This window comes from Curvibacter sp. Hmag1.1 (genome assembly GCF_059769165.1).
The window spans coordinates 918,803-944,299 of the sequence record NZ_JBMBGX010000002.1; the positions used below are offsets into that span (position 1 = coordinate 918,803).

23 protein-coding genes are annotated in these 25,497 nt (G+C 61.9%); 6 read left to right on the forward strand and 17 right to left on the reverse strand.

Annotation, left to right across the window (positions count from 1 at the left end; all coding sequences use genetic code 11):
* Positions 1-12 precede the first annotated feature (12 nt).
* Entirely contained in the window at positions 13-540 is a 528-nt protein-coding gene (locus tag ACOAP0_RS04850) for a deoxycytidylate deaminase (RefSeq protein WP_087497232.1), read from the reverse strand.
* 14 nt (positions 541-554) lie between these two features.
* On the opposite strand from ACOAP0_RS04850, the gene ACOAP0_RS04855 reads away from it, so the two are divergent.
* The gene (locus ACOAP0_RS04855; protein ID WP_498375353.1) at positions 555-1,205 is read left to right on the forward strand and encodes a hypothetical protein; all 651 of its coding nucleotides are present in this window, start codon (positions 555-557) and stop codon (positions 1,203-1,205) included.
* A 30-nt stretch (positions 1,206-1,235) separates the two neighbouring features.
* Here the strand turns inward: ACOAP0_RS04855 and ACOAP0_RS04860 are convergent, their stop codons facing one another.
* From ACOAP0_RS04860 to ACOAP0_RS04915, 12 genes are all read right to left on the reverse strand, one after another.
* Positions 1,236-2,441, reverse strand: coding sequence for an MFS transporter (locus ACOAP0_RS04860; RefSeq protein ID WP_498375352.1), 1,206 nt, complete (start codon positions 2,439-2,441; stop codon positions 1,236-1,238).
* An 87-nt stretch (positions 2,442-2,528) separates the two neighbouring features.
* Entirely contained in the window at positions 2,529-3,860 is a 1,332-nt protein-coding gene (gene guaD / locus ACOAP0_RS04865) for a guanine deaminase (RefSeq protein ID WP_498375351.1), read from the reverse strand.
* 63 nt (positions 3,861-3,923) lie between these two features.
* Positions 3,924-4,331: a 6-carboxytetrahydropterin synthase gene (locus tag ACOAP0_RS04870; protein ID WP_138514644.1), complete on the reverse strand. Its 408-nt coding sequence runs from the start codon at positions 4,329-4,331 to the stop codon at positions 3,924-3,926.
* Positions 4,328-4,963, reverse strand: coding sequence for a 7-carboxy-7-deazaguanine synthase (queE, locus tag ACOAP0_RS04875; RefSeq protein ID WP_498375350.1), 636 nt, complete (start codon positions 4,961-4,963; stop codon positions 4,328-4,330). The genes ACOAP0_RS04870 and queE overlap by 4 nt, the downstream gene beginning before the upstream one ends.
* A 239-nt stretch (positions 4,964-5,202) precedes the next feature.
* A complete protein-coding gene (locus ACOAP0_RS04880; RefSeq protein WP_498375349.1) occupies positions 5,203-5,685 on the reverse strand; it encodes a hypothetical protein in 483 nt (160 codons plus the stop codon).
* Positions 5,686-5,711: 26 nt separating this feature from the next.
* The gene (locus ACOAP0_RS04885) at positions 5,712-6,761 is read right to left on the reverse strand and encodes an adenosine deaminase (RefSeq protein WP_498375348.1); all 1,050 of its coding nucleotides are present in this window, start codon (positions 6,759-6,761) and stop codon (positions 5,712-5,714) included.
* Positions 6,761-7,741 (reverse strand): aromatic ring-hydroxylating dioxygenase subunit alpha, encoded by a 981-nt coding sequence (locus ACOAP0_RS04890; RefSeq protein WP_498375347.1) that lies wholly within the window; start codon positions 7,739-7,741, stop codon positions 6,761-6,763. Before ACOAP0_RS04890 ends, ACOAP0_RS04885 begins: the two co-directional genes overlap by 1 nt.
* Positions 7,742-7,831: 90 nt before the next feature.
* The gene (locus ACOAP0_RS04895; RefSeq protein WP_498391334.1) at positions 7,832-8,989 is read right to left on the reverse strand and encodes a BMP family ABC transporter substrate-binding protein; all 1,158 of its coding nucleotides are present in this window, start codon (positions 8,987-8,989) and stop codon (positions 7,832-7,834) included.
* A 48-nt stretch (positions 8,990-9,037) separates the two neighbouring features.
* A complete protein-coding gene (locus ACOAP0_RS04900; protein WP_087494766.1) occupies positions 9,038-9,958 on the reverse strand; it encodes an ABC transporter permease in 921 nt (306 codons plus the stop codon).
* Complete coding sequence (locus ACOAP0_RS04905; RefSeq protein WP_498375345.1) at positions 9,958-11,043, reverse strand: ABC transporter permease; 1,086 nt, start codon at positions 11,041-11,043, stop codon at positions 9,958-9,960. The genes ACOAP0_RS04900 and ACOAP0_RS04905 overlap by 1 nt, the downstream gene beginning before the upstream one ends.
* Positions 11,036-12,610 (reverse strand): ABC transporter ATP-binding protein, encoded by a 1,575-nt coding sequence (locus tag ACOAP0_RS04910; protein WP_498375344.1) that lies wholly within the window; start codon positions 12,608-12,610, stop codon positions 11,036-11,038. Before ACOAP0_RS04910 ends, ACOAP0_RS04905 begins: the two co-directional genes overlap by 8 nt.
* 22 nt (positions 12,611-12,632) lie before the next feature.
* Positions 12,633-13,565 carry a LysR family transcriptional regulator gene (locus ACOAP0_RS04915; protein WP_498375343.1) on the reverse strand — a complete coding sequence of 311 codons (933 nt, stop codon included), beginning with the start codon at positions 13,563-13,565 and terminating at the stop codon, positions 12,633-12,635.
* 85 nt (positions 13,566-13,650) lie between these two features.
* On the opposite strand from ACOAP0_RS04915, the gene xdhA reads away from it, so the two are divergent.
* Both xdhA and xdhB read left to right on the forward strand, forming a co-directional pair.
* Positions 13,651-15,141, forward strand: a complete 1,491-nt coding sequence (xdhA, locus tag ACOAP0_RS04920) for a xanthine dehydrogenase small subunit (protein ID WP_498375342.1) — start codon at positions 13,651-13,653, stop codon at positions 15,139-15,141.
* Between the two features lie 11 nt (positions 15,142-15,152).
* On the forward strand, positions 15,153-17,522 hold the full coding sequence (gene xdhB, locus ACOAP0_RS04925; RefSeq protein WP_498376092.1) for a xanthine dehydrogenase molybdopterin binding subunit: 2,370 nt from the start codon (positions 15,153-15,155) through the stop codon (positions 17,520-17,522).
* Between the two features lie 17 nt (positions 17,523-17,539).
* Here xdhB and ACOAP0_RS04930 read toward each other — a convergent pair whose 3' ends face one another.
* Both ACOAP0_RS04930 and ACOAP0_RS04935 read right to left on the reverse strand, forming a co-directional pair.
* Positions 17,540-18,193, reverse strand: coding sequence for a Crp/Fnr family transcriptional regulator (locus ACOAP0_RS04930; RefSeq protein ID WP_481872744.1), 654 nt, complete (start codon positions 18,191-18,193; stop codon positions 17,540-17,542).
* An 83-nt stretch (positions 18,194-18,276) separates the two neighbouring features.
* Positions 18,277-19,677: a glycerate kinase type-2 family protein gene (locus ACOAP0_RS04935; RefSeq protein ID WP_498375341.1), complete on the reverse strand. Its 1,401-nt coding sequence runs from the start codon at positions 19,675-19,677 to the stop codon at positions 18,277-18,279.
* Between the two features lie 178 nt (positions 19,678-19,855).
* Here ACOAP0_RS04935 and ACOAP0_RS04940 point away from each other — a divergent pair, with 178 nt between their 5' ends.
* Positions 19,856-21,334 carry an 8-oxoguanine deaminase gene (locus ACOAP0_RS04940; protein ID WP_498375340.1) on the forward strand — a complete coding sequence of 493 codons (1,479 nt, stop codon included), beginning with the start codon at positions 19,856-19,858 and terminating at the stop codon, positions 21,332-21,334.
* Between the two features lie 98 nt (positions 21,335-21,432).
* Here the strand turns inward: ACOAP0_RS04940 and gudD are convergent, their stop codons facing one another.
* Together gudD and ACOAP0_RS04950 are read right to left on the reverse strand one after the other, a co-directional pair.
* On the reverse strand, positions 21,433-22,785 hold the full coding sequence (gene gudD, locus ACOAP0_RS04945) for a glucarate dehydratase (RefSeq protein WP_498375339.1): 1,353 nt from the start codon (positions 22,783-22,785) through the stop codon (positions 21,433-21,435).
* A 71-nt stretch (positions 22,786-22,856) separates the two neighbouring features.
* Positions 22,857-23,636, reverse strand: a complete 780-nt coding sequence (locus ACOAP0_RS04950; protein ID WP_498375338.1) for a FadR/GntR family transcriptional regulator — start codon at positions 23,634-23,636, stop codon at positions 22,857-22,859.
* Positions 23,637-23,721: 85 nt separating this feature from the next.
* Here ACOAP0_RS04950 and ACOAP0_RS04955 point away from each other — a divergent pair, with 85 nt between their 5' ends.
* The gene (locus tag ACOAP0_RS04955; protein WP_498375337.1) at positions 23,722-24,558 is read left to right on the forward strand and encodes an NAD-dependent epimerase/dehydratase family protein; all 837 of its coding nucleotides are present in this window, start codon (positions 23,722-23,724) and stop codon (positions 24,556-24,558) included.
* Positions 24,559-24,565: 7 nt separating this feature from the next.
* The gene (locus ACOAP0_RS04960) at positions 24,566-25,480 is read left to right on the forward strand and encodes an SMP-30/gluconolactonase/LRE family protein (protein ID WP_498375336.1); all 915 of its coding nucleotides are present in this window, start codon (positions 24,566-24,568) and stop codon (positions 25,478-25,480) included.
* The last annotated feature ends 17 nt before the right edge of the window (positions 25,481-25,497 follow it).

Sequence of the window (25,497 nt, forward strand, 5' to 3'; positions counted from 1 at the left end):
CGCCCGCAGTGGTTAACGGTTTGTTGTGGAGGTTTCAATGAACTGCGCCAGCTCAGCAGACCATTCCGCTGATTCGGGTTGCAAGGCTTGCAGGGACTCGATCTCGACACCGGCATCAGCCAGCATCTTTTCGGAAGCGGCGTTCACGCGCTCCTGGTGTGCTTTTTTGTCCAGGTACACCACCCGCTTGATGCCGACCTGGATGATGGACTGCACGCACCGCGGGCAGGGGTATTGGGTTGCATAAATGGTGGAGCCATGTAGCGGCAAGGACGTGCAGTTCAGGATGGCGTTCTGCTCGGCGTGCACGATGTAGCTGTGGCGCGAGTTGAGCGGGTCGCTGTCGTCGTCCTGCCAGTAATGCTCGTCGTGGTCATCACAGCCACGCGGCAGGCCGTTGTAGCCCACGCCGGAAATCTTGTTGTCCGGGCCGACGATGCACGCGCCATTGCGCTTGCGGGCGTCTTTGGAACGGGCTGCGGCCAGAAGCGCCACGCCCATGAACATGGAATGCCAGTGAATCAGAGAGTCGTTTTTCATAGCAAGCAGTGGTTTTGGGCAGTCTAGCATCCGGCGCCCAACGCATCGCCAAGGGTGCGCTGTTGAACAGACGGGTCCGGGCGCCGGCGCTACGGTACGTCATGCGCGTCGGAACCCTACTCCTCCCCTTCCTGGTGCTGTGCAGCGGGTGTACCGCCATGCTGCCGAGTGCGCAAACCGACTCCAGCACCTTTGCGAGCTTTGACGAAGCGCGCTTGGCGGTGGAAGTGCTGGTGCCCATGCAGAGCAACTGGCACCTGATTGAAGTGGGAAACCTCAACCCCGCCAACCACCCCAACGCGACGCACCTGACGCAGGCAGACATCGTGCGCAAGTTCTTTGTGCCCAACACCATGCTGACGCGGGACGACCTGGACCCCGGCGTCCTGACCTGTGTCGCCGCAAGGGGCAACTGCAGGGGCATCGAGTTGATCATCTCCAAGATCACCAAGTCACGCACCGGAGGCTTTTTCAAGGATGTAACCAACTTCAGCCGCCGCACCGAAACCACGGGCTGGCGCTTCAGTGCCACCATCTTGATGGTGGACGACCTGGTCGTCTATCGCGCCTGGGGTGGCCAACCGTGGGTGAATGAACTGGAGGTCACCCACAACCCGCTGGGGCCAATGCAGGACATGAACTTCTCAGGGATTGTGAAACCCTGAGTGAATGGCAGCGGATGGCGAATGTTGTGCTCAGGCTTGGCTGAGTGCCAAGCTGCTGCGCCGCTCCAGCATGACAGACGCTGCGAACACAAACAAACCGAAGAATGACAGCACCGCGCCCACATAGCCGGTGGCGGCGTAGCCGTAACCAAAGGCAATCACCAAGCCGCCCAGCCACGCACCCAACGCATTGGCCACATTGAATGCAGAGTGCAAAGAAGCTGCGGCCAATGTCTGGCCATCGGCAGCCACATCCATCAAGCGGGTCTGAATGGCCGGGCCGGCGGCGAAGGTGCAGCCGATCAAAAACGTGCAGGTGCATAGCATCCAGGGTGAACCTGCTGTCAGGCTGAACAAACTCATCACGACGATGTTGAACACCAGCATGCCGCCTATGGTGCCCATCAAGGCAATGTCTGCCAGCTTGGAACCGACCACATTGCCCACATTCATGCCCACACCGAACAAAGCCATGATCACCGGAATCATGCCCGCAGGCATGTGTGCCACCTCAGTGGCGGTCCCGGCGATGTACGAAAAGATGGAGAACATGCCGCCGAAGCCGGTTGCCGCCAAGGTGAGGGTCAGCAAGACTTGGGGATGGGTGAACGCCACCAGCTCACGCATGACACCCGCGCCCTCGGTGGGCTTGTCGCGCGGCAGATAAAGCCAGATGAGTGTGACGGTGAGCGCGCCGATCGCACCCACCGAAAGGAACAGCACCCGCCAGTTCAACGATTGCCCGAAAAACGCCATCACCGGCGTACCCAGGAGAGTCGCGACGGTGAGGCCCATCATCACGTAGCCCACCGCCTGCGCCCGCATCTGCACTGGCACCAGCGAGGCAGCCACCAGCGCCGAAACGCCGAAGTACGCACCGTGCGGCAGCCCTGTCAGAAACCGCAGCACTGTAAAGCTCAGGAAATCCGGCGCCAATGCACTGGCCAGATTGCCCACGGTGAACACCGACATCAGAATCAGCAACAGGGAACGGCGCGACGCCTTGGCGCCGGCAATGGCAATCAGCGGCGCCCCCACCACCACACCCAAGGCGTAAGCGCTGATGACATAACCCGCCTGCGGCGTGCTGACCTGAAACGTGGCGGCCACATCCGGCAGCAAACCCATGATGGCGAATTCACCCGTACCTATACCGAAGCCTCCGCAAGCCAGTGCGAGGATGACCAATACCACCTGAAACCGTGTCAACGGGGTGGCGTCTTCTTTTGAATGCATGAATTCCTTGGGAACAGTGCGAAGTGCAGGAGCGCATTCGCTACAAAAGCAGGAGCTACTCGCGCAACATCCACGGGCGCCAAAGGCTTAAATGGCTTGAGAAATCACCGTTTTCTCGACCAGACGGTCGTCGCCCAACACGATCAGGCTGAACAGCAGCTCGTCAAGGTTGGACGCCAAGGCTGTCTTGCGGGCCAGGAGCGGTGTGGCTTGGGGGTTGAGGACCACAAAGTCGGCCTCGCAACCGGGCAGCAGGTTGCCCACTGCGGGTCCACCGTTCGCACCGTCCAGCCCCAAGGCGCCTGCGGCACCGGCGGTGTGCTGCCACCACAGGTGTTGGGGTGTTAAAGAGAGGCCGGGCTTGGTCTGGCCTTCGCGGCCTACGTAGTAAGCCGCCAGCATGGTGTGGAAGGGGCTGAACGACGTGCCGCCGCCCACATCGCTGGCCAGGCCGTACTGGTAGCCCACGCGGTCGGCGCCCTCGTAATCGAAGAAACCGCTACCCAAGAACAGATTGCTGGTAGGGCTAATGGCCGCGGCCGCGCCGGTGTCGCGCATCAAGGCGCGGTCGTCGTCATCGAAATGAATGCAGTGGGCGTAGATGGCGCGTTCACGCATCAGGCCGAAATCGTCATAGGTGGCGAGGTAGGAGCGGGACGCCGGGAACAGCTCGCGCGCCCAGGTGATTTCGTCTTTGTTCTCGGCCACATGGCTCTGGATCCAGACATCACCGTATTGCTTGGCCAATTCGCCCGCGCCGCGCAACTGCGCATCGGTGCTGGTGGGCGCAAAGCGCGGGGTGATGGCGTAGCCCAGGCGGTCCACGCCGTGCCAGCGCTGGATCAGCGACTCGGTGTCGCGCAGGCTTTGCTCGGTGCCGCTCACGCTGCCCTGCCCCTGGTTCACCAGGTAGTCCGGCGCATGGCGGTCCATCAGCACCAGCCCGGTGATCAGGCGCATGCGCCGGGCTTGCGCCTCGGTGAACAAAGCGTTCACCGACTCCAGGTGCGAAGTGGCAAAGGTGAGCGCGGTGGTCACGCCGTTGCGCAGCAGCTCTGCTATAAAAAACGCAGCTGCTTGCGCACTGTGGTCGGGCGCGGAGAAGCGATTTTCTGCAGGGAAGGTGTAGTTCTCCAGCCAGGGCAACAAGCCGCTGGCGGGCGAACCGATCACGTCGATCTGCGGATAGTGAATGTGCAGGTCAATAAACCCCGGCGCGATGATGCGACCGGGAAAATGCTGTACCGGCACCTGCGGGTACTGCTTGGATACGGTGCTGTACGCACCGATGGCCTGCACCACCTGCCGCCCCCGTGCATCAGGACCGACGACCAGCAGGCCGTCCTGCTCATACAAGGCACGGGCCACGCCCTCGCTGCGGGGGGCAAACCAGAGGAGAGAGGCGCGGTAGGCGTTCATGGTGGTGAGCTTCAAAGACGCAGGAGGTGGCGTAGCAGCAATGTCTGTACCAAGCGCGGACAATCAGTGGGCGCGCAGCGTGCAGCTGTCGCCGATGCCGTCGCGCCAGACGCGCACTTGCGACAGGCCCGGAAATTCAGCAGCCATGGCGCGCCAGATGAAAGCAGCCAGATTCTCCAGCGTTCCGGGGCCCAAACCTTCCACTTCGTCGAGCAAATGGTGGTCCAGCTGAGGTCGCAGCACCTGAATGGCGTTACGCAAATGACCCAGGTCCACCACCATGCCGGTGTCTGCATCGGCGCTGCCGGCCACAGTCACTTCGGCATGGTAGGTGTGGCCGTGGATGCGGCGGCTTCCGGCGATCTCTTCGGCGTCATCCACCGTGCGCTTCAAGGTGTGGGCAGCATCAAAGAAGAACTTCTGGCTGACCTCGCAGCTGCGGGGGAGCGGAATGGCGGGGGCTTGTGTCATCGGATGCCTGTGATCTTGTGGGTTTGCAGGGAGAGGCGCCACGCCGGGCGTTGCATGCACTGGGTGATGCAGGTCTCGATGTTGGCCGCGCGCTGCGGGCTGTCCATGGGCTGCAGGTAACGGTGCTTGAAGTCTGCCGCCTCACACTCTTCCAGGGTGATGCCGGCCTGCGGCCACACCAGCTTGAGTTCGTGGCCCTGGCGCTGGATCCACTGCGAGCCGGCTTTGGGGCTCACGCAAATCCAGTCGATGCCCTCAGGCACCAACACGGTGCCGTTGGTTTCGACTGCAATCTGAAAGCCTAAAGCGTGCAATGCGTCTATCAGCGCGGTGTCCACCTGCAGCAGCGGTTCGCCGCCGGTCATCACCACAAAGCGGTGGGCTGTGTCGCCAGCCGGCCACTGCGCCGCAATGCGCTCGGCCAGCGCCTGCGCGGTGCTGAACTTGCCACCCAGCGTGCCATCAGTGCCCACAAAGTCGGTATCGCAGAACTTGCAGACGGCGGTGGCGCGGTCCTGCTCCCGGCCGGACCACAGATTGCAACCTGCAAAGCGGCAAAACACGGCGGGGCGCCCTGCGTGCGAGCCTTCACCCTGCAGGGTGTAGAAAATTTCTTTGACTTGGTATGCCATGGCCGTTACGCAGCCACAGCGAATGAGCGGGAGAAACAACAAGCGGCCACAGGTGTGGCGGCGAGGTTTTTGTACATGGTAGTCCTCTACATGGCTCCGGAACACAAAAGGCAAGGCCCGCCGGAGCAGCGGGCCTTGGGGTGGATTTTACCGTGCGGGCCTACCAACGGTATACAGCGCTGCGAATACTATCTATTTGATAGCTGCCCGCGCAGAAAGAACGGGCGCTAGAGGCCGATTTACTTTATCTTTTTAAGTTGCCCCCGCGACCAATGCCAGACCTCATCGGGCGTCTTGCCCTTGCCGTGGTTACGACCACCGCCGGGAAAGGTGATCCGCAGACCTTCCTTTTGCTCAGAAAAGACTGGGGCTTTCCCCCCGCAAAAATCAATACGGGGTGAGGTCACCGTTGATCCGTCAGCTGTGATGCCGATGACATAGATCGGGCCACCATTGCACGCGTTGCCCATGGGATTCTCTTGGATAACCAGAACCTGACCTTGCTCTTTTGCATGCTGGCTAGACTGAAAAATCAACTCCGGCAAATAGGCGTCAGCACAGTCAAACTGAACCAGCGTTCTCCGCGATAGAGAAATCGAGCATGTACCGGATGTTTCGTTCTTCCCGTAACGCAGTTCTCCACCATGAGTTTTCACTGCCTTCTCTTCAGCAGCTGCCAGTCCCATCATGGTTACCAAGATCAGTGCAACAGCAATACGCATAGGCCCCCCAGTACCAGAACATACCCTTAACGAAAGGTTTCAAACACATCATCCAAGCGCTGCACGTACTTCTGGCGCAGGGATGCGTCGATAAAGCTGGCATCAAAGCTGTTGCGCGCCAGCGCATACGCGTGCTGGGCGCTCAGGCCCAGGGCGGCAAATGTCTGGGTGAAGTTTTCGTTCAGGTAGCCGCCGAAGTACGCCGGGTCGTCGGAGTTGACAGTAGCCACGATGCCGGCGTCCAGCATGGTGCCGATGTTGTGCTGGGCCAGTGTGGGGAACACGCGCAGCTTCAGGTTGGACAGCGGGCACACGGTGAGCGGCATCTTGTCAGCGGCCAGGCGCTGCATCAGGGCTGCATCGTGGATGGCTTGCACGCCGTGGTCGATGCGCTCGACCTTGAGCACATCCAGCGCGCTCCAGATGTAGGCGGGGGGCGCCTCTTCACCTGCGTGCGCCACCAACCGGAAGCCCAACTCGCGGGCGCGGGCGTAGACCTTGGCAAACTTTTCGGGCGGGTGCCCCACTTCGCTGGAGGCCAAGCCAATGCCCACAATCTTGTCGCGCAGTGGTAGTGCCTGCTCCAGGCATTCAAAGGCTTCTTCTTCGCTCAAGTGGCGCAGGAAACACAAAATCAGCGAGGCGGTCATGCCGAACTTGGCGGGTGCATCCGCGCAGGCGCGGTACAGGCCGTTGATTACCGTCTCGGCGCTCAAACCGTGGCCGGTGTGGGTTTGGGTGTCGAAGAAGATTTCGGTGTGCAACACGTTATCGGCCTGCGCCTTGGCCAAGTACGCGCAGGTCATGTCGTAGAAGTCCTGCTCGGTCTTCAGCACCATGGTGCCCTCGTGGTAGATGTCCAGAAACTCTTGCAGGTTGTTGAACACGTAGGCGTCGCGCAGCGCTTGTTCACTGGGGAAGCGCAGGGGCACGCTGTTGCGCTTGGCCAGTGCAAACATGAGCTCAGGCTCCAGCGAGCCTTCGATGTGCATATGCAGTTCGGCTTTGGGCATGGCGCGCAACAGAGCGGGCATGCGATCGGCGGCGACGGTGGGAACGTTGGGATGGGTGCGCATCAGCAGACTCCAAAAGTGATTGTTTCTTGCTTCAAAAAGCGACGGTAGGCGGACGAAGCTTTGTCCGCCATGGTGTGTACTTCGGCGCGCACATCCAAAGGCAGACGGCGCGGCCGTTGGGATTCGAGCACCGGCTTGTCTTGCATGAAGATGGTGTGTTGAAAATCTTGCAGCTTGTTGTCGGGCGAGTCAAAGTCCGCCATGGCCAAGCGGAACCAGACACGGCTGGTTTCGGGTGCTGTCGGACAGATGAACAAAGCGATGGACTCGCGGAAGCCCTGCAGCGCCACACTGGCCGCATCCGGTACCTTGGTCAGCACAGCGGTATACGCTGCGACGACTTCGTAGGTGTATTCCACCTGTGCAGGGGCGGTGGAGTGCACATTGCTTTGCGGCTGCCAGGCACGACACTGGGTGGCCAGCAAGCCGGTAGGCGTGGGCTCGACCCGGTAGTCGTCGATGGAGGTGGCTTCGCGCATGCCCAACCAGCCTTCGTGCACAAAGCCGAAGTGCGCCATGTCCAAAAAGTTTTCGACAATGCGCGGCGCGCTGGTCGCCACGTCATACGGGCCGCACAGCACTTTGCGCAACTGCGTGTCGGTCTCGGCAACAAACGCCGGCAATGGCACTCCAGCCTCTGGCTGCAATTGCACCCAGAGCAAGCCATAGGCCTCCACCACTGCATGGGTGCTCACCGCATGACTCGCAGGCGGCACAAAGGCCGGCACCGCAGGGACATGCACGCACTGGCCTCCCGCTTCAAACTGCCAGCCGTGGTACGGGCACTCGAGCCGGCCCGCACAAACACGCCCGAGGGAGAGTTTTGCTCCACGGTGCGGACACTGGTCCGCCCAAGCATGTGCCGAACCCGTAGCGTCGCGCCAGAGAACCAGCTCCTGCTCAAGCAAGGTGATTGCCAGGGGTGCATCGGTCAGGCTGGTGCTGGCCATCACGGGGTGCCAGAGTGAATGTTCTTTCAAAGGTCTGCTTTCCAGTCTCGTGCCATGTGCACGCTGCACATGAACAAAAAAGGGCCGCACTGGGCGGCCCTTTCATTTACCGGGTCACCATTACTTGGCGCCGGGAACCTTGCCTTCCACGCCCTTGACGTAGAAGTTCACGCCGGAGAGGAACTTGTCGTCAGCGGTTTCGCCTTCCTTCAAGACATCCTTGCCGGTGTTGTCCTTCAGAGGACCTTTCCAGATGGCGAAGGTGCCATCGGCCAAGCCCTTCTTGACTTCTTCAACTTTGGCCTTGGTTTCAGCGGGCACGTCTTCAGCGATGGAAACGATATCGATCGCGCCATCTTTCACGCCCAACCAGGAACCGGTGCCGCCCTTCCAGGAACCATCCAGCGCGGCCTTGGTCGCGGAGATGTAGTAAGGACCCCAGTTGATCACGGCAGAAGCCAAGTGGGCCTTGGGGCCGTAGGCTGTCATGTCGGAATCCCAACCAAAGGCGCGCTTGCCCTTGGCTTCTGCAGTCTTCAATACAGCAGGAGAGTCGGTATTCTGGAACAGAACGTCAGCACCACCGTTGATCAGGGAGGTAGCGGCTTCGGTTTCTTTTGGTGGATCAAACCAGCCGTTCACCCACACCACCTTGGTCTTGACCTTGGGGTTGCTGCTTTGTGCGCCCAATGTGAAGCTGTTGATGTTGCGGATCACTTCAGGAATTGGGATGGAAGCCACCACGCCCAGCGTGCCGGTCTTGGTCATCTTGCCTGCGATCACGCCAGCCATGTACGCGCCTTCGTAGGTGCGGCTGTCGTAAGTGCGCATGTTCTCGGCTTGCTTGTAGCCGGTGGCGTGTTCGAACTTCACGTCCTTGAACTCGGGCGCCACTTTGAGCATGGGCTCCATGTAACCGAAGGTGGTGCCGAAAATCAGCTTGTTGCCGCTGCTGGCCATTTCGCGGATTACACGCTCAGCGTCAGCAGACTCAGGCACGTTTTCCACGAAAGAGGTGACGATCTTGTCGCCGAATTCTTTTTCGAGGGCTTTGCGGCCGTTGTCGTGCGCAAAGGTCCAGCCGCCGTCGCCCACAGGACCGACGTAGGCAAACGCGATTTTCAGGGGTTCTGCCTTGGGAGCAGGCGCAGAGGCTGCGGGAGCCGGTGCGGGCGCAGGAGCCGGCTCTTCCTTCTTGCCGCAGCCGACAAGTGCTGCACCAGCAACGGCCGTGAGGGCCGCTACCCTCAGCAAGGAACGTTTTTGCAAATCTGTCATGTCACTTCCTTATAAAAAAACGAGGGTTGGAAACGAAACAATCGCGCATCACGAGCCCGGATAAAACGGCTTGCCGATGGAAGCAGGCATATTAATCCGGATCCAACGCGGATTACGCGAAATCAGGGCCAAGACCACAATGGTCGCAATATAGGGCAGCATGGTCAAGAACTGGCTTGGCACTTCTACCCCGATACCTTGCAGATGGAACTGCAACATGGTCACGCCCCCGAACAGGTACGCACCAAGCAACACCCGTGCCGGGCGCCAGGTGGCGAAGGTGGTCAGGGCCAGCGCAATCCAGCCCTTGCCGGCAACCATGCCCTCCACCCACAGGGGCGTGTAAATCACCGAAATATAGGCACCTGCCAAGCCACAAAGTGCGCCGCCGCACACCACCGCGCCTAAGCGGATGGCGCGCACCGGGTACCCGAGGGCATGGGCAGACTCCGGGCTCTCGCCCACGCTACGCAGAATCAAGCCGGCGCGGGTGCGATACAAAAACCAGATCAATCCCAAGGCGAACAGCACCGTGAGGTACACCATGGGGTGGTGCTTGAAGAATGCAGGGCCGATAAAAGGGATGTCCGACAGGCCGGGAATGGCAAAGTTGGGCCGCTCCGGCATTTTTTCCTGCACATACGAAATCCCTGCGAACGCCGAGAAACCCGCACCGAACAAGCTGAGCGCCAAACCGGTGGCGTACTGGTTGGTGTTGAGCCAGATCACCAGCAACCCGAAGATGGCCGCCATGACCGCTCCGGCGGCAATGCCGGCCGCAAAGCCCGCCACATCGCTACCGGTATGCACGACGGCGGCGAAACCGGCAATAGCGGCACACAACATCATGCCTTCGGCACCGAGGTTGACGATGCCGGCTTTCTCATTGATCAACAGGCCCAGCGAGGCGATGGCCAGCACGGTGCCGGCATTCAAAGTCGCTGCGATCAGCAGTGCGTATGCATCCATTATTTTTTACCTCCTGCGGCGGAGACCCATTTCAGGCGGTAATTCACCAAGGTGTCGCAGGCCAGCAGACTGAACAACAACAGGCCCTGAAATACGCCGGTGAGGGACTTGGGCAAGCCCAAACGGGACTGGGCCAATTCGCCACCGATGTAGAACATGCTCATCAGCAGCGCCGAGAACACCATACCCACAGGGTGCAAACGCCCCACATACGCCACGATGATGGCGGCAAAGCCGTAACCGGCCGGCACATACGGTGTCAGCTGCCCGATGGGGCCAGCCACTTCCAGCGCTCCCGCCAAACCTGCCATGCCCCCGGACACCAGCAAAGCCGTCCATAGCGCCTTGCGGGATGAAAAACCTGCATAGCGGGAAGCTGCTGGCGCCAAGCCACCCACCTGCTGGGCAAAACCTGCGCGGGTTCGGAACAGGAAAATCCACACCCCGGCCACACCTACCAGCGCGAACAACACGCCGATGCTCATGCGCGAGCCCTGGAACAAGCGGGGAATACGGGTCGCTGCCTCAAAGGTCTTGGTCTGGGGGAAGTTGTAACCCAAGGGGTCTTTCCAGGGGCCGTAAACCAGATAGCCCAATACTTGCACTGCCACATACACCAGCATCAGGCTCACCAGAATCTCGTTGGCGTTGAATTTATCGCGCAAGAACGCCGTGAGTCCGGCCCACACCATGCCACCGGCAATGCCGGCCAGCACCACGGGTACGACGATCCAGCCCCCGGTGGTCTTCTCTGCCAGCAGGGCGACGCCGCTTGCTGCAATGGCACCAATGATGTACTGCCCTTCGGCACCGATATTCCACACGTTGGAGCGGAAACACACGGCCAAGCCCAGCGCAATCACCAGCAAAGGCGTGGCTTTGACTACCAATTCACCCAGGGCGTAACCGCTTTTGATGGGTTCCCAGAAGAACACCAGCAGACCCCGCACAGGGTCTTTGCCCAGTGCCATGAACAACACAATACCAATGAGCACCGTCACCAGCAGCGCGAGCACCGGGGAGCCGTAGCCCCAGGCCTTGGACGGCTGGGGGCGGGCTTCGAGTTTCAAACCGACTTTAGCCATGGGCCACCTCCACAGAGGTGGCTGCAGCTGCGCCGGCACCTTCCCACAATCCACTCATCCATTCCCCGATCTTTTCCACCGTAGCCTCCGCCACCGGCACGGACGGCGACAAGCGCCCGCGTGCGATGACATGCAACCGGTCGCTGACCTCAAACAATTCGTCGAGCTCTTCGCTCACCACCAGCACCGCGCAACCGGCATCGCGCAGGGCCAGAATCTCGCCCCGGATCTGGGCCGCAGCCCCCACGTCCACACCCCAGGTGGGCTGGGACACGATGAACAGCTTGGGCGCTGCATCGATCTCGCGGCCCACGATGAACTTCTGCAAATTGCCGCCGGAGAGCGAGCGCGCCGCAGCCGTGGGGCCATTGGCCTTGACGTTGAAAGCCTTGATGATGCGCGCGGCATGGTCTTCCAACTGGCGCACCCGGATCCAGCCGCCGGCAAATTTTGGTGCCGTGATGGACTCCGTGCGGGTCAGCAACATGTTCTGGGCCAGACTCAGTGTGGGTACCGCACCGCGCCCCAAACGTTCCTCGGGCACAAAGTGCAGGCCCAGCTTGCGCCGGCCGCCAGGGTGCAAGGAAGACACATCCGCCTTGCCCATGGTGACGCTGCCCTTGGGTGCGCGCACATCTTCCCCGGACAGTGCGTACAGCAGTTCTTTCTGGCCATTGCCGGATACACCCGCAATGCCCACCACCTCACCCGCATGGACCGTGAGAGAAATGCCATTCAGGTCAACGCCGAACTGGTCCTCGCGGGCCAGACTCAGGCTTTTGACGGTGAGCACCGGAGAGCCGGCTTGTTGGGGGCGATGCTCCAACTGGGGTGGTTCTGCGCCAATCATCAAGCGGGACAAGGATGCGTTGGACTCTTCGGCCGGGTTGCACACGCCGGTGACCTTGCCGCCGCGCAGCACGGTGCAGGCATTGCACAGCTCACGGATCTCATGCAATTTGTGCGAGATGTACAAAATGCTGCAGCCCTGCGAGGCCAACTTTTTAAGCACCACAAACAGCTTCTCCACCGCCTGGGGTGTCAGCACCGAGGTGGGCTCGTCCAAAATCAGCAACTGCGGGTTGGTCAGCAAGGCACGGATGATTTCCACCCGCTGCATCTCGCCCACGCTCAGGGTGTGCACTGGGCGGCTGGGGTCGATGTCCAGGCCGTATTCGGCCGCCTTGGCGGTGATGCTGGCGGTAACCTGTTCCAGGCTTTGCGCCTTGTCCAGACCCAGCCACACGTTCTCCGCCACGGTGATGGTGTCAAACAGGTTGAAGTGCTGGAACACCATGCTGATGCCCAGGGCCCGCGCCTCTTTGGGGTTGCGGATATTGGCGGGCTTGCCGTTGAACAGCACCTGGCCGGCATCGGGCTTGATGGATCCATAAATGATCTTCATCAAGGTGGACTTGCCGGCACCGTTTTCGCCCAGCACGGCATGGGTCTGGCCGGGCAGCACCGTGAGCGATACATCGCTATTGGCGATCACGCCGGGGTAGGCCTTGGTGATGCCGGTGAGTTGCAGCCGCGGCACGGCAGTCGGAGGCGAAGTGGATTCCATACAGGCGTGTTGTCTTCTTTAATTATTCTTTTCGGAGCTCTGCGGCCACCGATTTGATGCGCTCACGCAGCCACTTATTTGACGCACTGGTGTGGGTGCGGGCATGCCAGAGCTGGTAGTACATCATGCGGGGAAACTCCACAGGGCAAGGCAATATTGTGACCGGCAGTGTGTCCACAAAACGTTCACAGTACTGACGGCCGGTAGTCAACACCAGCAAGGTTGATGCCACCATGCCCGGAATCAGGCTGAAATGCGGGCAACGGGCCACGATGTGCCGTTGCAAGCCGAGACCGCTCAGGTGGTCATCGATCACGCCCTTGGCACCCGGATGGGTAGCGCCCGGTGCAATGTGCTCAGCTTCCAGCCACTGGGTCTGGTCCCAGCCGCGGCGCACGGCCGGATGCTTGTTGGACACCAGACACACCACTTCGTCCCCGAACAACCGGCCCAGGTGCAGGTCGTCAGGGGGTTGTGGCCAGTTGCCGATCACCACATCGATATCGCCCTGCGCCAGCTGGGTGCGGTAATCCGCCGCGCCACTCAGGGGATGGATGTCGATTTCTGCCATCGGCGCCTTTTCCTTGATCTGGGCCACCAGACGGGGCAGAAACAAGGGGTCCAGGTAGTCGCTGGCTGCCAATCGGAACGTGTTGCGTGCCGATTCCGGCTCGAAACCCCGCGCATCCGAGAACAACATCTCCGCGGCACGCAATATGCTGGCACTGGGCTCGAGCATGCGCAGCGCCGTCTCGGTGGGCACCATGCCGGAGCCGGAGCGCACCAACAAGGGGTCGCCGGCAAAGTCCCGCAAGCGTTTGAGCGATGCGCTGACCGCCGGCTGGTGCATACCCAGACGGATGGCGGCTTTCGAAACGCTGCGCTCGGTTAACACGGTATGAAGGACCCTGATCAAATGAAGGTCTATCTTGTCGAAAAGGGATTGGTCTCTCATACACAGCGTTCAATTGGACCCATATGCTAATGCGTATGGAAACGGAACAACACCCGGATTACCCTCCCGCACGAGGAAACACTCCATGACCACCACTCCCCTGAAGTTTGTACGCCGCGGCGAAATCGTCACGCTGCACGATGTTCCCCCCACCCGCACCCTGCTGGAGGTGCTGCGCGAAGACCTGCATTGCACGGGCACCAAAGAGGGCTGTAACGAAGGCGACTGCGGTGCCTGCACCGTAGTCGTGGGCGAATCCGTCAACGGCGAACTGCAGACCAAAGCGGTCAACAGCTGCATCAAGATGGCCCACAGCCTCAATGGCAAAGCACTGTGGACGGTAGAGGACATTGCCGCCGACGACGGGCGCTTGCACCCCGCACAGGAAGCCATGGTGCAGTGCCACGGCTCCCAATGCGGCTTTTGCACCCCCGGCTTTGTGATGAGCCTGTTTGACCTGTACCGGCAACACGCCCATGCCGGTGCCCCCATTACGCGGGACGACGCCCTGCACGCCCTGAGTGGGAACTTGTGCCGCTGCACCGGCTACCGCCCTATCCTGGATGCTGCCCAGACCATGCTGGGCCAGCCCGCCGTGGACCTGCGCGAAGCCGAAACGCTATCAAAATTGGAGCTTCTCGCGCAGGAGGGACGGGCGCTAGCGACCGATTATTCTTACATTTCGCCTACCTCGCTAGCGGGCTTGCTGGCGGCGCGGGCCCAGTACCCGCAAGCGCAAATCGTCGCTGGCTGCACCGACGTAGGCCTGTGGGTCACCAAGATGCACAAGGATTTCGCCCGCGTGCTGGATGTGACCCAAGTGGCCGAACTGCGGCGCGTGGAGCAGTACCCGCACCACATCGCCATAGGGGCCGCCGTCACCCTGACGGATGCGTTTGCCGCCCTGGTGGCGGACCGGCCGCAGTTGGCCACTTTTGCCAGCCGCTTTGCCGGCCTTCCGGTGCGCAACGCGGGCACGCTAGGCGGCAATGTGGCCAATGGCTCGCCGATTGGCGACTCCATGCCCCTGCTGATTGCTCTTGGCGCCAGCGTGGTGCTGATGGCTTGGCGCGGCAAAGGCAACAAGGCGAAAGCGGTGCACCGCGAACTGCGCCTTGAGGACCTCTACACCGGCTACCGCCAGAACGTCATGGCGCCGGACGAAGTGCTGGCCTGGATCAAGGTGCCCAAAACATTGCCCCACGAGCGGTCACGCGCCTACAAGATTTCCAAACGCTTTGAAGACGACATTTCTGCCGTCTGCCTCGCGCTGAACCTGCATATCGAAAGCGGCATAGTCACCCACGCCAGCATCGGGGTGGGTGGTGTGGCAGCCACACCAGTGCGTGCGCTCAAAACGCAGGTAGCCTTGCTGGGCAAACCCTGGAGTGCTGCCACAGTGAAAGCCGCCCAGGCCACCTTGCGAGGCGAGTTCAGCCCGATTTCCGACATGCGCGCAAGCAGCGCTTACCGGGTGGAGGTGCTGGGCAACCTGCTGCAGCGCTACTGGCTGGAAAGCCAGGGCCTTACCGCCATCAATCTAGAGAGCTACGTGCTGACAGGAGAAGCCGCATGACTGCCTCCCCCATGATTTCAACGCTCATGCCTACGCTCTCCCCCGAGGTGGCCGCCGCCGTGCCCGCCCCCCGCGGCCCGGCCGCCGGCGTCAATCAGTTCCATGAGAGCGCCGTGGCCCAGGTGGCCGGCGCGGTGCATTACATCGACGACCTGCCCGAGGTGCGAGGCACCCTGTATGCCGCGCCCATTCTTTCCACCCATGCGCACGGCAAGCTGCTGGGCGTGGACAGCACGGCAGCGCGCGCCATGCCCGGCGTGGTGGACGTGGTGCTGGCGGAGGACATTCCCGGCGACCCCATGCTGGCCGCCTTTGCCGGCGACGAGCCGGTGTTCGCCTTGGACACCGTGCAGTTCGTGGGCCAGGTGGTGGGCGTGGTGCTTGCCAAAACGGTGATGCAGGCCCGCCATGCCGCCCGCAAAGTGCAACTCAAGATCGAGCCCTTGCCGGCCATCCTGTCTGTGCAGGAGTCCATACGCGCCAAGAGCTTTGTGCTGCCACCGGTCAACGTTCGGCGCGGTGATGCGGATGCGGCCCTGAAAAGCGCGCCCCACACCCTGCACGGTACGCTGGAAGTCGGCGGGCAGGAGCACTTTTATCTGGAGGGCCAGATTGCCTATGTGCTGCCGCAAGAGCAGAACCAGTGGGTGGTCTACAGCAGCACCCAGCACCCCGGGGAAGTGCAGCACTGGGTGAGCCACGCATTGGGCATCGACAACCACGCCGTCAAGGTGGAATGCAGGCGCATGGGCGGCGGCTTCGGCGGCAAGGAAACGCAAGCCGGCCATCTGGCCGTGTGGGCGGCCATTGCGGCGGCCAAACACCGCTGCGCCGTGAAGCTGCGGCTGGACCGGGACGACGACTTCATGGTCACCGGAAAGCGCCACCCCTTTGCGTACGAATACAGCGTGGGCTTTGACGATACCGGCCGCCTGACCGCCCTCAAATTGCAAATGGCGGTCAACTGCGGCTTCAGCGCCGACCTGTCCGGCCCGGTGGCGGACCGCGCCATCTTCCACACCGACAATGCCTACTACCTGCAGGATGTGGACATCACCTCCTACCGCTGCAAAACCAACACCCAGAGCCACACCGCCTTCCGTGGCTTCGGCGGCCCGCAGGGCGTGGTGCTGATTGAAGCCGTCATGGGCGACATTGCCCGTGCCTTGCAGATGGACCCGCTGGATGTGCGCATGCGCAACCTGTACAGCGATGAGGCCATCCCCGGCACTGATACCGCCAATCCCATCCGCCGCGACACCACCCACTACCAGATGAAGGTGGAGGACAACATCCTCCAGCCTTTGCTATCAAAATTGGAGCTGTCCGCGCAGTATCGACGGCGGGTAGAGGCCATTTCGGCATGGAACCAGACCAGCCCGGTGCTCAAGCGCGGCATCGCCATCACGCCGGTCAAGTTCGGCATCAGCTTTACGGCGACGCTGTTTAACCAAGCTGGCGCGCTGGTGCATGTGTACACCGACGGAAGCGTGCAGGTGAACCATGGCGGCGCCGAGATGGGTCAGGGCCTGAATACCAAGGTCGCCCAGATCGTGGCGGACGAATTGGGCATTCCCTTCACCCGGGTGCTCAGCACCGCCAGTGACACCAGCAAAGTGCCCAATGCTTCGGCCACTGCGGCCAGTGCGGGTACCGACCTGAACGGCCGCGCGGCCCAGTTTGCAGCCCGCAATGTGCGCGACAACCTGGCCGCCTTTGTGGCCGGGCTCGATGGTTGCGGCGCAGGGGCCGTGCGCTTCAAGCATGGAGAAGTGTTCTCGCCCACCACCACCCGCAGCTTCGACGACGTGGTGAAAATGGCCTATGCCAACCGCATTCAGCTCTGGAGCGACGGCTTTTACCGCACGCCCAAGATCCACTACGACAAGACGACGCTGACGGGCCGGCCCTTCTACTATTTCGCTTATGGTGCAGCGTGCACCGAAGTGGTGATCGACACCCTCACCGGCGAGAGCAAGGTACTCAAAGTGGACATCCTCCACGACGTGGGCCGCAGCATCAACCCCGCTATCGACGTGGGGCAAATTGAAGGCGCCTTTGTGCAGGGCATGGGCTGGCTTACCACGGAGCAACTGGTCTGGAACGACAAGGGTTACCTCAGCACCCACGCGCCCAGCACCTACAAAATCCCCACCGCGGCGGATGTGCCGGAACACTTCAAGGTGGACCTCTGGCACGAACCCAACCGCGAAGACAACGTGTTCGGCAGCAAGGCGGTAGGCGAGCCGCCTTTCATGCTGGGTATCAGCGTGTTTGAAGCTTTGCGCGATGCGGTAGCCCAAGCCAAAGGCCCGGGTGCCGCCGTGCAACTCACGGCGCCGGCCACGGCTGAGAATGTGTTGAAAGCGCTCAAGGACTGAGCGCCTACAGGGTGGAACTACACCCCGGCCAGCGAACGCAAACCGCCGGGGTCGACCAGATTCACCGTACGGCCTGAGCCGCTGATGAGGCTGCGCTCCCGCAGGTGGCGCAGCACGCGGGACAGCGTCTCAGGTGCGATGCCGAGCTGGGCGGCAATCAGGCGTTTGCGCTGTTGCAGCTGCACCGCACAACCGCCTTTGTCGTTCGATTCGGCATGTTGCAGCAGCCATTCAGCACAACGCGCCTCGGCGCCCTTGGCCAAGCGGCTCACTGCCAGCTCGGTTTGCTCGCGGTGCGCCTGCGCCACGCCCGTGAGCATGGTGGTGCTGAGTTGGCGGTTGGCGGCCAACGCCGCTTGAAAATCCGCCATGGGAATGCGGCGCAGCACCACATCGGTCTGGGCCACCACATCCATGGCAGCCGGCATTTCCAGCACGGCGGCCGTGGGGTCTACCCAACCGGGCCCTTGCATCTGGCCGAGCTGGTGCTCCAGCAGTTCATCCCGGTTGCCCGGGGTACCGCTGATTCCAAAGATGACGCGCCCGCTTTCCAGATACCAGGCTGCGGCAGTCGTGTCGCCACGCCGCAGCAACACGCTGCCAGCGACCCGGCGCTCGGGGTTGCTGTGGGTCAAAAGCGATTGAATTGCGGTAGGTACAGGTGCCAACATGGACTTCACTGTGCCCGCCGTCGGCAGGCGCCGCCTTGAGACAGATCAAACTTTCGCGTGCCCGACCGCAGGGCTTGCGCCGTTTACAACACCAGAATCGCCCGGAAGTCGTTCACATTGGTATGCGTGGGGCCGGTGGTGAACAGGTCCCCCAGCGGCTGGAAGAAGCCCACCGCGTCATTGCGGTCCAGGCAGTCGCTCAGGGAAACGCCGGCTGCCGCTGCGCGCGCCAGGGTGTCCGGGGCGACCAGCGCACCGGCGTTGTCTTCTACCCCGTCAATGCCATCGGTGTCGGCGGCCAGCGCCCACACCTTGGGCTGCGCTTGCAGCCCGAGAGCCAGCCCCATGCAGAACTCACCGGCCCGTCCGCCGCGACCTTTTGCTGCGCCCTCTCGACGCGGGCGCACGTTGACCGTCGTTTCGCCGCCGCTCAGAATCACACAAGGCTTGGCAAAGGGTTGCACAGCCGAAGCAGGTTTGAGCGCCGCGGTGCGGGCCAAGGCGGCATGCACCTTGCCCACTTCGCGGGACTCGCCTTCGAGCTCATCGCTGAGGATGTAGGCATGCAGGCCCATGCTGCGGGCCAGATCGGCAGCAGCTTCGAGCGACTGCTGGGGCGCGGCGATCAGGTGCACCGTGTTGTTGGCAAACACGGCATCGCCGGGCTTGGGGGTTTCCAATACACCGGACTCCAGCGCTTTGAGAACGAAATCGGCCTCCAGCGCTGATGCATCCTGCGCGAGGCGCTTCAAAATTGATAGCGCGTCCGCACAGGTGGTGGGATCCGGCACCGTGGGGCCGCTGGCGATGACGCTGGGGTCGTCGCCCGGTACATCACTGATCAGCAGCGTCACCACTTTGGCGGGGTAGCAGGCTGCGGCCAAGCGACCGCCCTTGATGGCGGACAGGTGCTTGCGCACGCAGTTCATCTCCTGAATGCTGGCGCCGCTCTCCAGCAAGAGCTTGTTGATGCGCTGCTTGAGCTCCAGGCTGATGCCGCCCTGCACGCCGTCCACCTCCCACTGCGCAGGCAGCGTGAGCAAGGAAGAGCCGCCACCGGAGATGAGGCAAATCACCAAATCGTCCTCGGTGAGCCCTTGGGTCAAGGCCAAGATGCGTTGGGCTGCGGCCAAGCCGGCAGCGTCAGGCACCGGGTGGGCGGCTTCCACCACTTCTATGCGGGCTGGAGCTGCGTCTGCCGGTAGCGGCGGGGTGTGGTCGTAGCGGGTAACGACCAGACCCGACATTGGCAGGTCTTGGGGCCACAGCGCGTCCAGCGCATGGGCCATGGAGCCACCGGCTTTGCCTGCGCCCAGCACCAGCGTGCGCCCCTTGGGCGGCTCAGGCAGGTAGTGGTTGAGCGTATGCGCGGGTAGCGCCTGGCGCACTGCGGCCCAGTACAGCTGGCTCAGCAACTCGCGCGGGGCAATGTCAGAGAAATGCGCAGGGGCTTGGGGATGGGTTTCAGTACTTGGCATGTTCATCGCTTGATGCAAAAGTAAATGGGGCAAAATTCAGGGGCGCACTGCGCAACAGCACAGCCCGGGATGCTCGGCAACGTGGTGCTCGCCTCTGGCAGCCAATCTGGCCTGCCAGCGGGATTCGGCCTCGACAGGAGCCACCTTTGCCGGTGGGAGACTTGTTTGACGGAGAAACACATTCATGGGCACTTTGCTGATCCACAACGCGCGCGCCATCGCCACATTCGATTCGGCCACTTTCGACCACGCTGACCCGGCACACTCCACCAAGCTGCGCAACGCTTCGATTTATATCGAGGGTAACCGCATCGCTTTCATTGGCGCTATGGCCGACCTGCCGCCGCATGCACTTGAGGCCGATGAGGTGATTGACGCTCAGCGCCATCTGGTCACCCCCGGTCTGGTGAACACCCACCACCACATGTACCAGAGCCTTACGCGGGCCATACCCGGTGTGCAAAACGCAGAGCTGTTCGGCTGGCTGCGCGGGCTGTATCCCATCTGGGCCGGGCTGACGCCCGAGATGGTGCAAGTGAGCACCCAGATCGCCATGGCCGAACTGCTGATGAGCGGCTGCACCACCAGCAGCGACCACCTCTACATCTATCCCAACGGCGTTCGGCTGGACGACAGCATTGGCGCGGCTGCCGAGATCGGCATGCGCTTCGTAGCCACCCGCGGCAGCATGAGCGTGGGCCAGAGCCAAGGCGGCCTGCCTCCGGACCGGGTGGTAGAACAAGAAGACTTCATTCTCAAAGAAAGCCAACGGCTGATCGAGCAGCACCACGATGCGAGCTGGGGCTCCATGCTGAATGTGGCGCTGGCGCCCTGCTCCCCGTTCAGCGTGAGCCGCGAACTGATGCGCGAAGCCGCCCTGCTGGCCCGCAACTTCAAGGGTCAGGGAGTACGCCTGCACACCCACCTGGCGGAAAACGACCACGACCTGGCCTACAGCCGCGAAAAGTTCGGCTGCACCCCCACCCAATACGCCCAGGACCTGGGCTGGCTGGGTGAGGACGTGTGGCACGCCCACTGCGTGAAGCTGGACGACGAGGGCATCAGCCTCTTTGCCGCCAGCCGCACCGGCGTGGCGCACTGCCCGTGCAGCAATATGCGACTGGCCAGCGGTATTGCGCCGATACGCAAAATGCTGAACGCCGGCGTGCCGGTAGGCCTGGGTGTGGACGGCAGCGCCAGCAATGACGCGGCCCACATGGTGAACGAGGCCCGCCAGGCCCTGCTGCTGGCCCGCGTGGGCCGCGCCATGCAGCCACCCGAAGAGCGTGTGTTGCCCACTGGCGAACGCCGCACCTTCTTCGGCTGCGATTTGGGCCCGGCCGAGATGACGGCCCGGGATGCCCTGAGCGTAGCCACCCGGGGCGGCGCGCAAGTACTGGGCCGCAAGGACATCGGCCACTTGGCGGTGGGCATGTGTGCGGACCTGGTGCTGTTTGATCTGGATACGCTGGGCTTTGCCGGTGGCGCGGTGCACGACCCTGTCGGCAGCCTGCTGCTGTGTGCCAGTCCGCAGGCGGACTACACGGTCGTCAACGGCAAGGTGGTGGTGCGCGAGGGTCACTTGGAAACGGTAGACCTTGGCCCGCTGATGGAGCGCCACAACCGGCTGGCGCTGCAGCTGGCAGCGGCTGCAGTCCATTGACCTCACCTGCGCAGTAGCTAAAGGCAATAGCGCGAGTTTGCTCCTGAAATAGGAGCTGCTCGCGCAATATCGACGGGCGCCAGAGGCCAATTCAAGCCTCAACGCACGAGGCAGGGGCGCTTGGGGTCGAATTTCCAGCCGGGGATCAGGTACTGCATGGCCATCGCATCATTACGTGCGCCCAGGCCGTGCTGCAAGTAGAGCTGGTGGGCTTTTTCCACTTCGACCATGTCCAGCTCCACACCCAAACCGGGTGTGGTGGGCACCGTAATCTGCCCGCCCACAATCTGCAGCGGGTCTGTGGTGAGGCGCTGGCCGTCCTGCCAGATCCAGTGCGTATCAATGGCGGTGACCTTGCCCGGTGCAGCGGCTGCCACATGGGTGAACATGGCCAGCGACACGTCAAAGTGGTTGTTGGAATGCGAACCCCAAGTCAGGCCCCAGGTCTGGCAGACCTGCGCCACCCGCACGGAGCCCTGCATGGTCCAGAAATGCGGGTCGGCCAAAGGAATGTCCACCGACTGCAAGGCCAGCGAATGGGCCAGCTCTCGCCAGTCGGTGGCAATCATGTTGGTGGCAGTGGGCAGGCCAGTGGCGCGGCGGAACTCGGCCACGACTTCGCGGCCGGAGAACACGCCTTCTGCACCACAAGGGTCTTCGGCGTAAGCCATCACGCCATGCAAGTCGCGGCACAGGCGCACCGCGTCATTCAACAGCCATCCACCGTTCGGGTCCAGGGTGATGCGGGCTTGCGGGAAGCGGGCATGCAAGGCGCGGATGGCCTCCACTTCTTCTTCGCCGCGCAGCACACCGCCCTTGAGCTTGAAGTCCTGAAAGCCATAGCGCGCAAAAGCGGCCTCTGCCAAGCGCACCACGCCGTCTGCATCCATGGCTTTTTCGTGGCGCAGGCGCTTCCAGTCATCTGCCTGATCCGGCTCGCTGATGTAGGGCAAATCGGTCTGTTGGCGGTCGCCCACATAGAACAGGTAGCCCAGCACCGCGACGCTGCTGCGTTGTTGGCCATCGCCTAGCAAGGCCGCCACCGGAACACCCAGGAATTTGCCCAGCAAATCGAGCAATGCACTTTCCACGGCGGTCACTGCGTGAATCGCCACGCGCAGGTCAAAAGTCTGCAGGCCACGACCCTCGCTATCTCGGGCAGCAAAGGCTTCGCGCATGCGGTTCAGGATGGCGTTGTAGTTGCCGATGGATTGACCCACTACCAAGGAGGCAGCATCTTCCAGCGTCTGGCGGATCTTCTCGCCGCCGGGCACTTCGCCCACACCGGTGTTGCCGCTACTGTCGGTCAGGATGACGATGTTGCGGGTAAAGAAAGGTGCATGGGCACCGCTCAGGTTCATCAGCATGCCGTCATGTCCGGCAACCGGAATGACGCGTAGCGCAGTCACCACAGGGGCGCCGCGCACAGAGGGTTTTTCAGACGGGGTCATGGTCAATCTCCTTAGCGGGGCGCTCTAAATGGAAGGATGGGTGGCGCCCCTACATATAGGACATCATACAACTAAACCGTATCAACCTGCGACTTTCTCAAGCGGTCCTTGCTGTTAGCAAGGTGGGTTCGCATGGCGGCGCGGGCCGCATCCGCGTCCTGATTGCGGATGGCATTGAAGATGTATTCGTGTTCGCCATGTACCCGCTGCAGGTAAGCCAAGCGCCCTTCCGGCGCACTGCTCGCGGTGTTGATGCGGGTACGCGGAATGATCATGGTGCCCAGGTAAGTCATCAGGTCGGCGAAATGGCGGTTACCCGTGGACTTGGCAACTTCCATGTGGAAACTGAAGTCGGAAGGCACCGCATCCGAGTCTTCTTCGATCGACTTCTGGAACGCATCCAGCATGGCCTGCATGGCCTGCAAATTGGCTTCGGTACGGCGTTGTGCCGCCAGGCCCGCCGCTTCGGTTTCCAAAGAAATCCGCAGCTCCAGCAGGGCAATCACATCGGCGACGGTGGCGAAATCCACATCGGCGATCTGGAAATTCCCACTGCTTTGCGGTGCGAGTGCAAAGGTGCCTACACCGTGGCGGGTCTCCACCAGACGGTTGGCTTGCAGGCGCGAAATGGCTTCACGCACCACAGTGCGACTGACCTCAAAACGGCCCATGATTTCCGACTCGGTGGGCAATTTGTCGCCGGGTTTGATGGCGCCTTCGCGGATGCTGGCAGCCAAACTTTCGACCACCTCATTCACCAGGCCCTTGGAGCGGCGCGGGCGCAATGCATCGGCCGACTCCGGTGTTGCGCTTGACGCTGCAATTGTTCTAGGGGTTTGCACTAGGTCCATGGAAAAGTCCTTGACGCGGTCTGAGACGATGACCACAATTTAACACATCAGACAACATACAACTGACAATTCAGCTCTCTATTTCATGACAATCAAAGTACACCACACTTTGCTGATGACCGGCGCCGCAGGCGGCTTGGGCACTGCAATGCGCGATCGTTTGAAGGCCAATTGCGAGGTCTTGCGGCTCTCCGACCGGAGCGATTTCGGCCCCGCTCGCACTGGTGAAGAAGTGATGCTGGCAGACCTGGCAGACGCCGCAGCCGTGGACGCCATGGTGAAGGGCGTGAACGCCATCGTGCATTTCGGCGGCATATCCGTGGAAGGCCCTTTCGAGCCCATTCTGCAAGCCAACATCTTGGGCGTTTACAACTTGTACGAAGCAGCACGTAAACATGGCGTGAAGCGTGTGGTGTTCGCCAGTTCCAACCACGTGACCGGCTACTACAAGCAAAGTGAAACCATCACCCTGAACCACCCTGCCCGTCCGGACAGCCTGTATGGCGTGAGCAAGGCCTTTGGTGAAGACCTCTCCCGCATGTACTTTGACCGCTACGGGATTGAGACGGCCTGCGTACGCATCGGCTCCTCATTTGCCGAACCACGCGACCGCCGAATGCTGGCGAGCTGGCTGAGCTTTGACGACCTGCACCGCCTGGTAACTGCATGCCTGACCACCCCCGTACTGGGCCACACCGCGATTTTCGGCATGTCGGATAACGCGGTCACTTGGTACGACAACAGCGCGGCCCGCCACGTGGGCTACGTGCCGCAGGACAGCTCTGACCCGTTCCGCGAGGCTGTCTACGCCCGGACACCCGAACCCGATGTGACTGATCCGGCCGTGATTTATCAAGGCGGCGGCTTCCTGTTCCAGGGCGAGCCAATGACCGCCCACTTGCCCGCCAAAAAGTCAGCCTGAGGCTTTCGTGTCTGTCCACACCCCAGCCGTAGAGGCCATCAGCATCAGCCGAGACAAAGTGGGCGAAAGCCCCGTTTGGTCGGAAGCCAACCAATGCATTTACTGGGTCGACATTGAGGGCCCGTTCATTCACCGGTTGAACTGGGTCAATCGCCACCAAAGCACGTGGACGTTGCCGGAACGCGTGGGCTGCATCGCCATGAGCAACCGCGGCACCCTGATAGCGGCCATGGAGACTGGCATTTTCGAAGTCACCTTGAGTGAACCGCCAGTGGCACACGTCAGCCTGTTGGCCAGCGTGAACCATCCGCAGACAAGCATGCGCTTCAATGATGGCCGTTGCGACCCTCAAGGCCGCTTCTGGGCGGGCACCATGGTCCGCGACATGGGGCTTGCCAGCCCTGCCGGTGGTATCTATGGTCTGGACGAGCGCGGCTTGCGCGGCCCGGTGCTGGGGGGCTACATCACCCCCAACGGCATGGCCTTCAGCCCCGATGGCACCACCGCCTATTTGTCCGATTCGCACCCCAGTCGCCAACAAATCTGGAAGCACTCCTTCGACGCTGCCACTGGCACCTGGGGCCCTCAAGCCGCCTGGGTCGATATGCAAGCCCTGCCCGGCCGGCCTGATGGTGCGGCTGTGGATGCAGAAGGCTGCTATTGGATCTGCGGCAACGACGCAGGCCGGATCCACCGCTTCAGCCCCCAAGGCGAATTGCTGCAGTCCATCGCCGTACCGGTCAGCAAACCGGCCATGTGCGCGTTCGGCGGCCCGGAACTCCGCCACTTGTTTGTCACGTCCATCCGCCCTGCCAGCCCGGCACCCGGCTTCGATGCCACGCTTGACGGCGCCTTGCTGGTCTTGGAGCCAGGCGTACAGGGCCTGCCTGAACCTTTGTTTTCCCGTTTTCCCGTCCGTTAACCCCCAACCAATCCCAT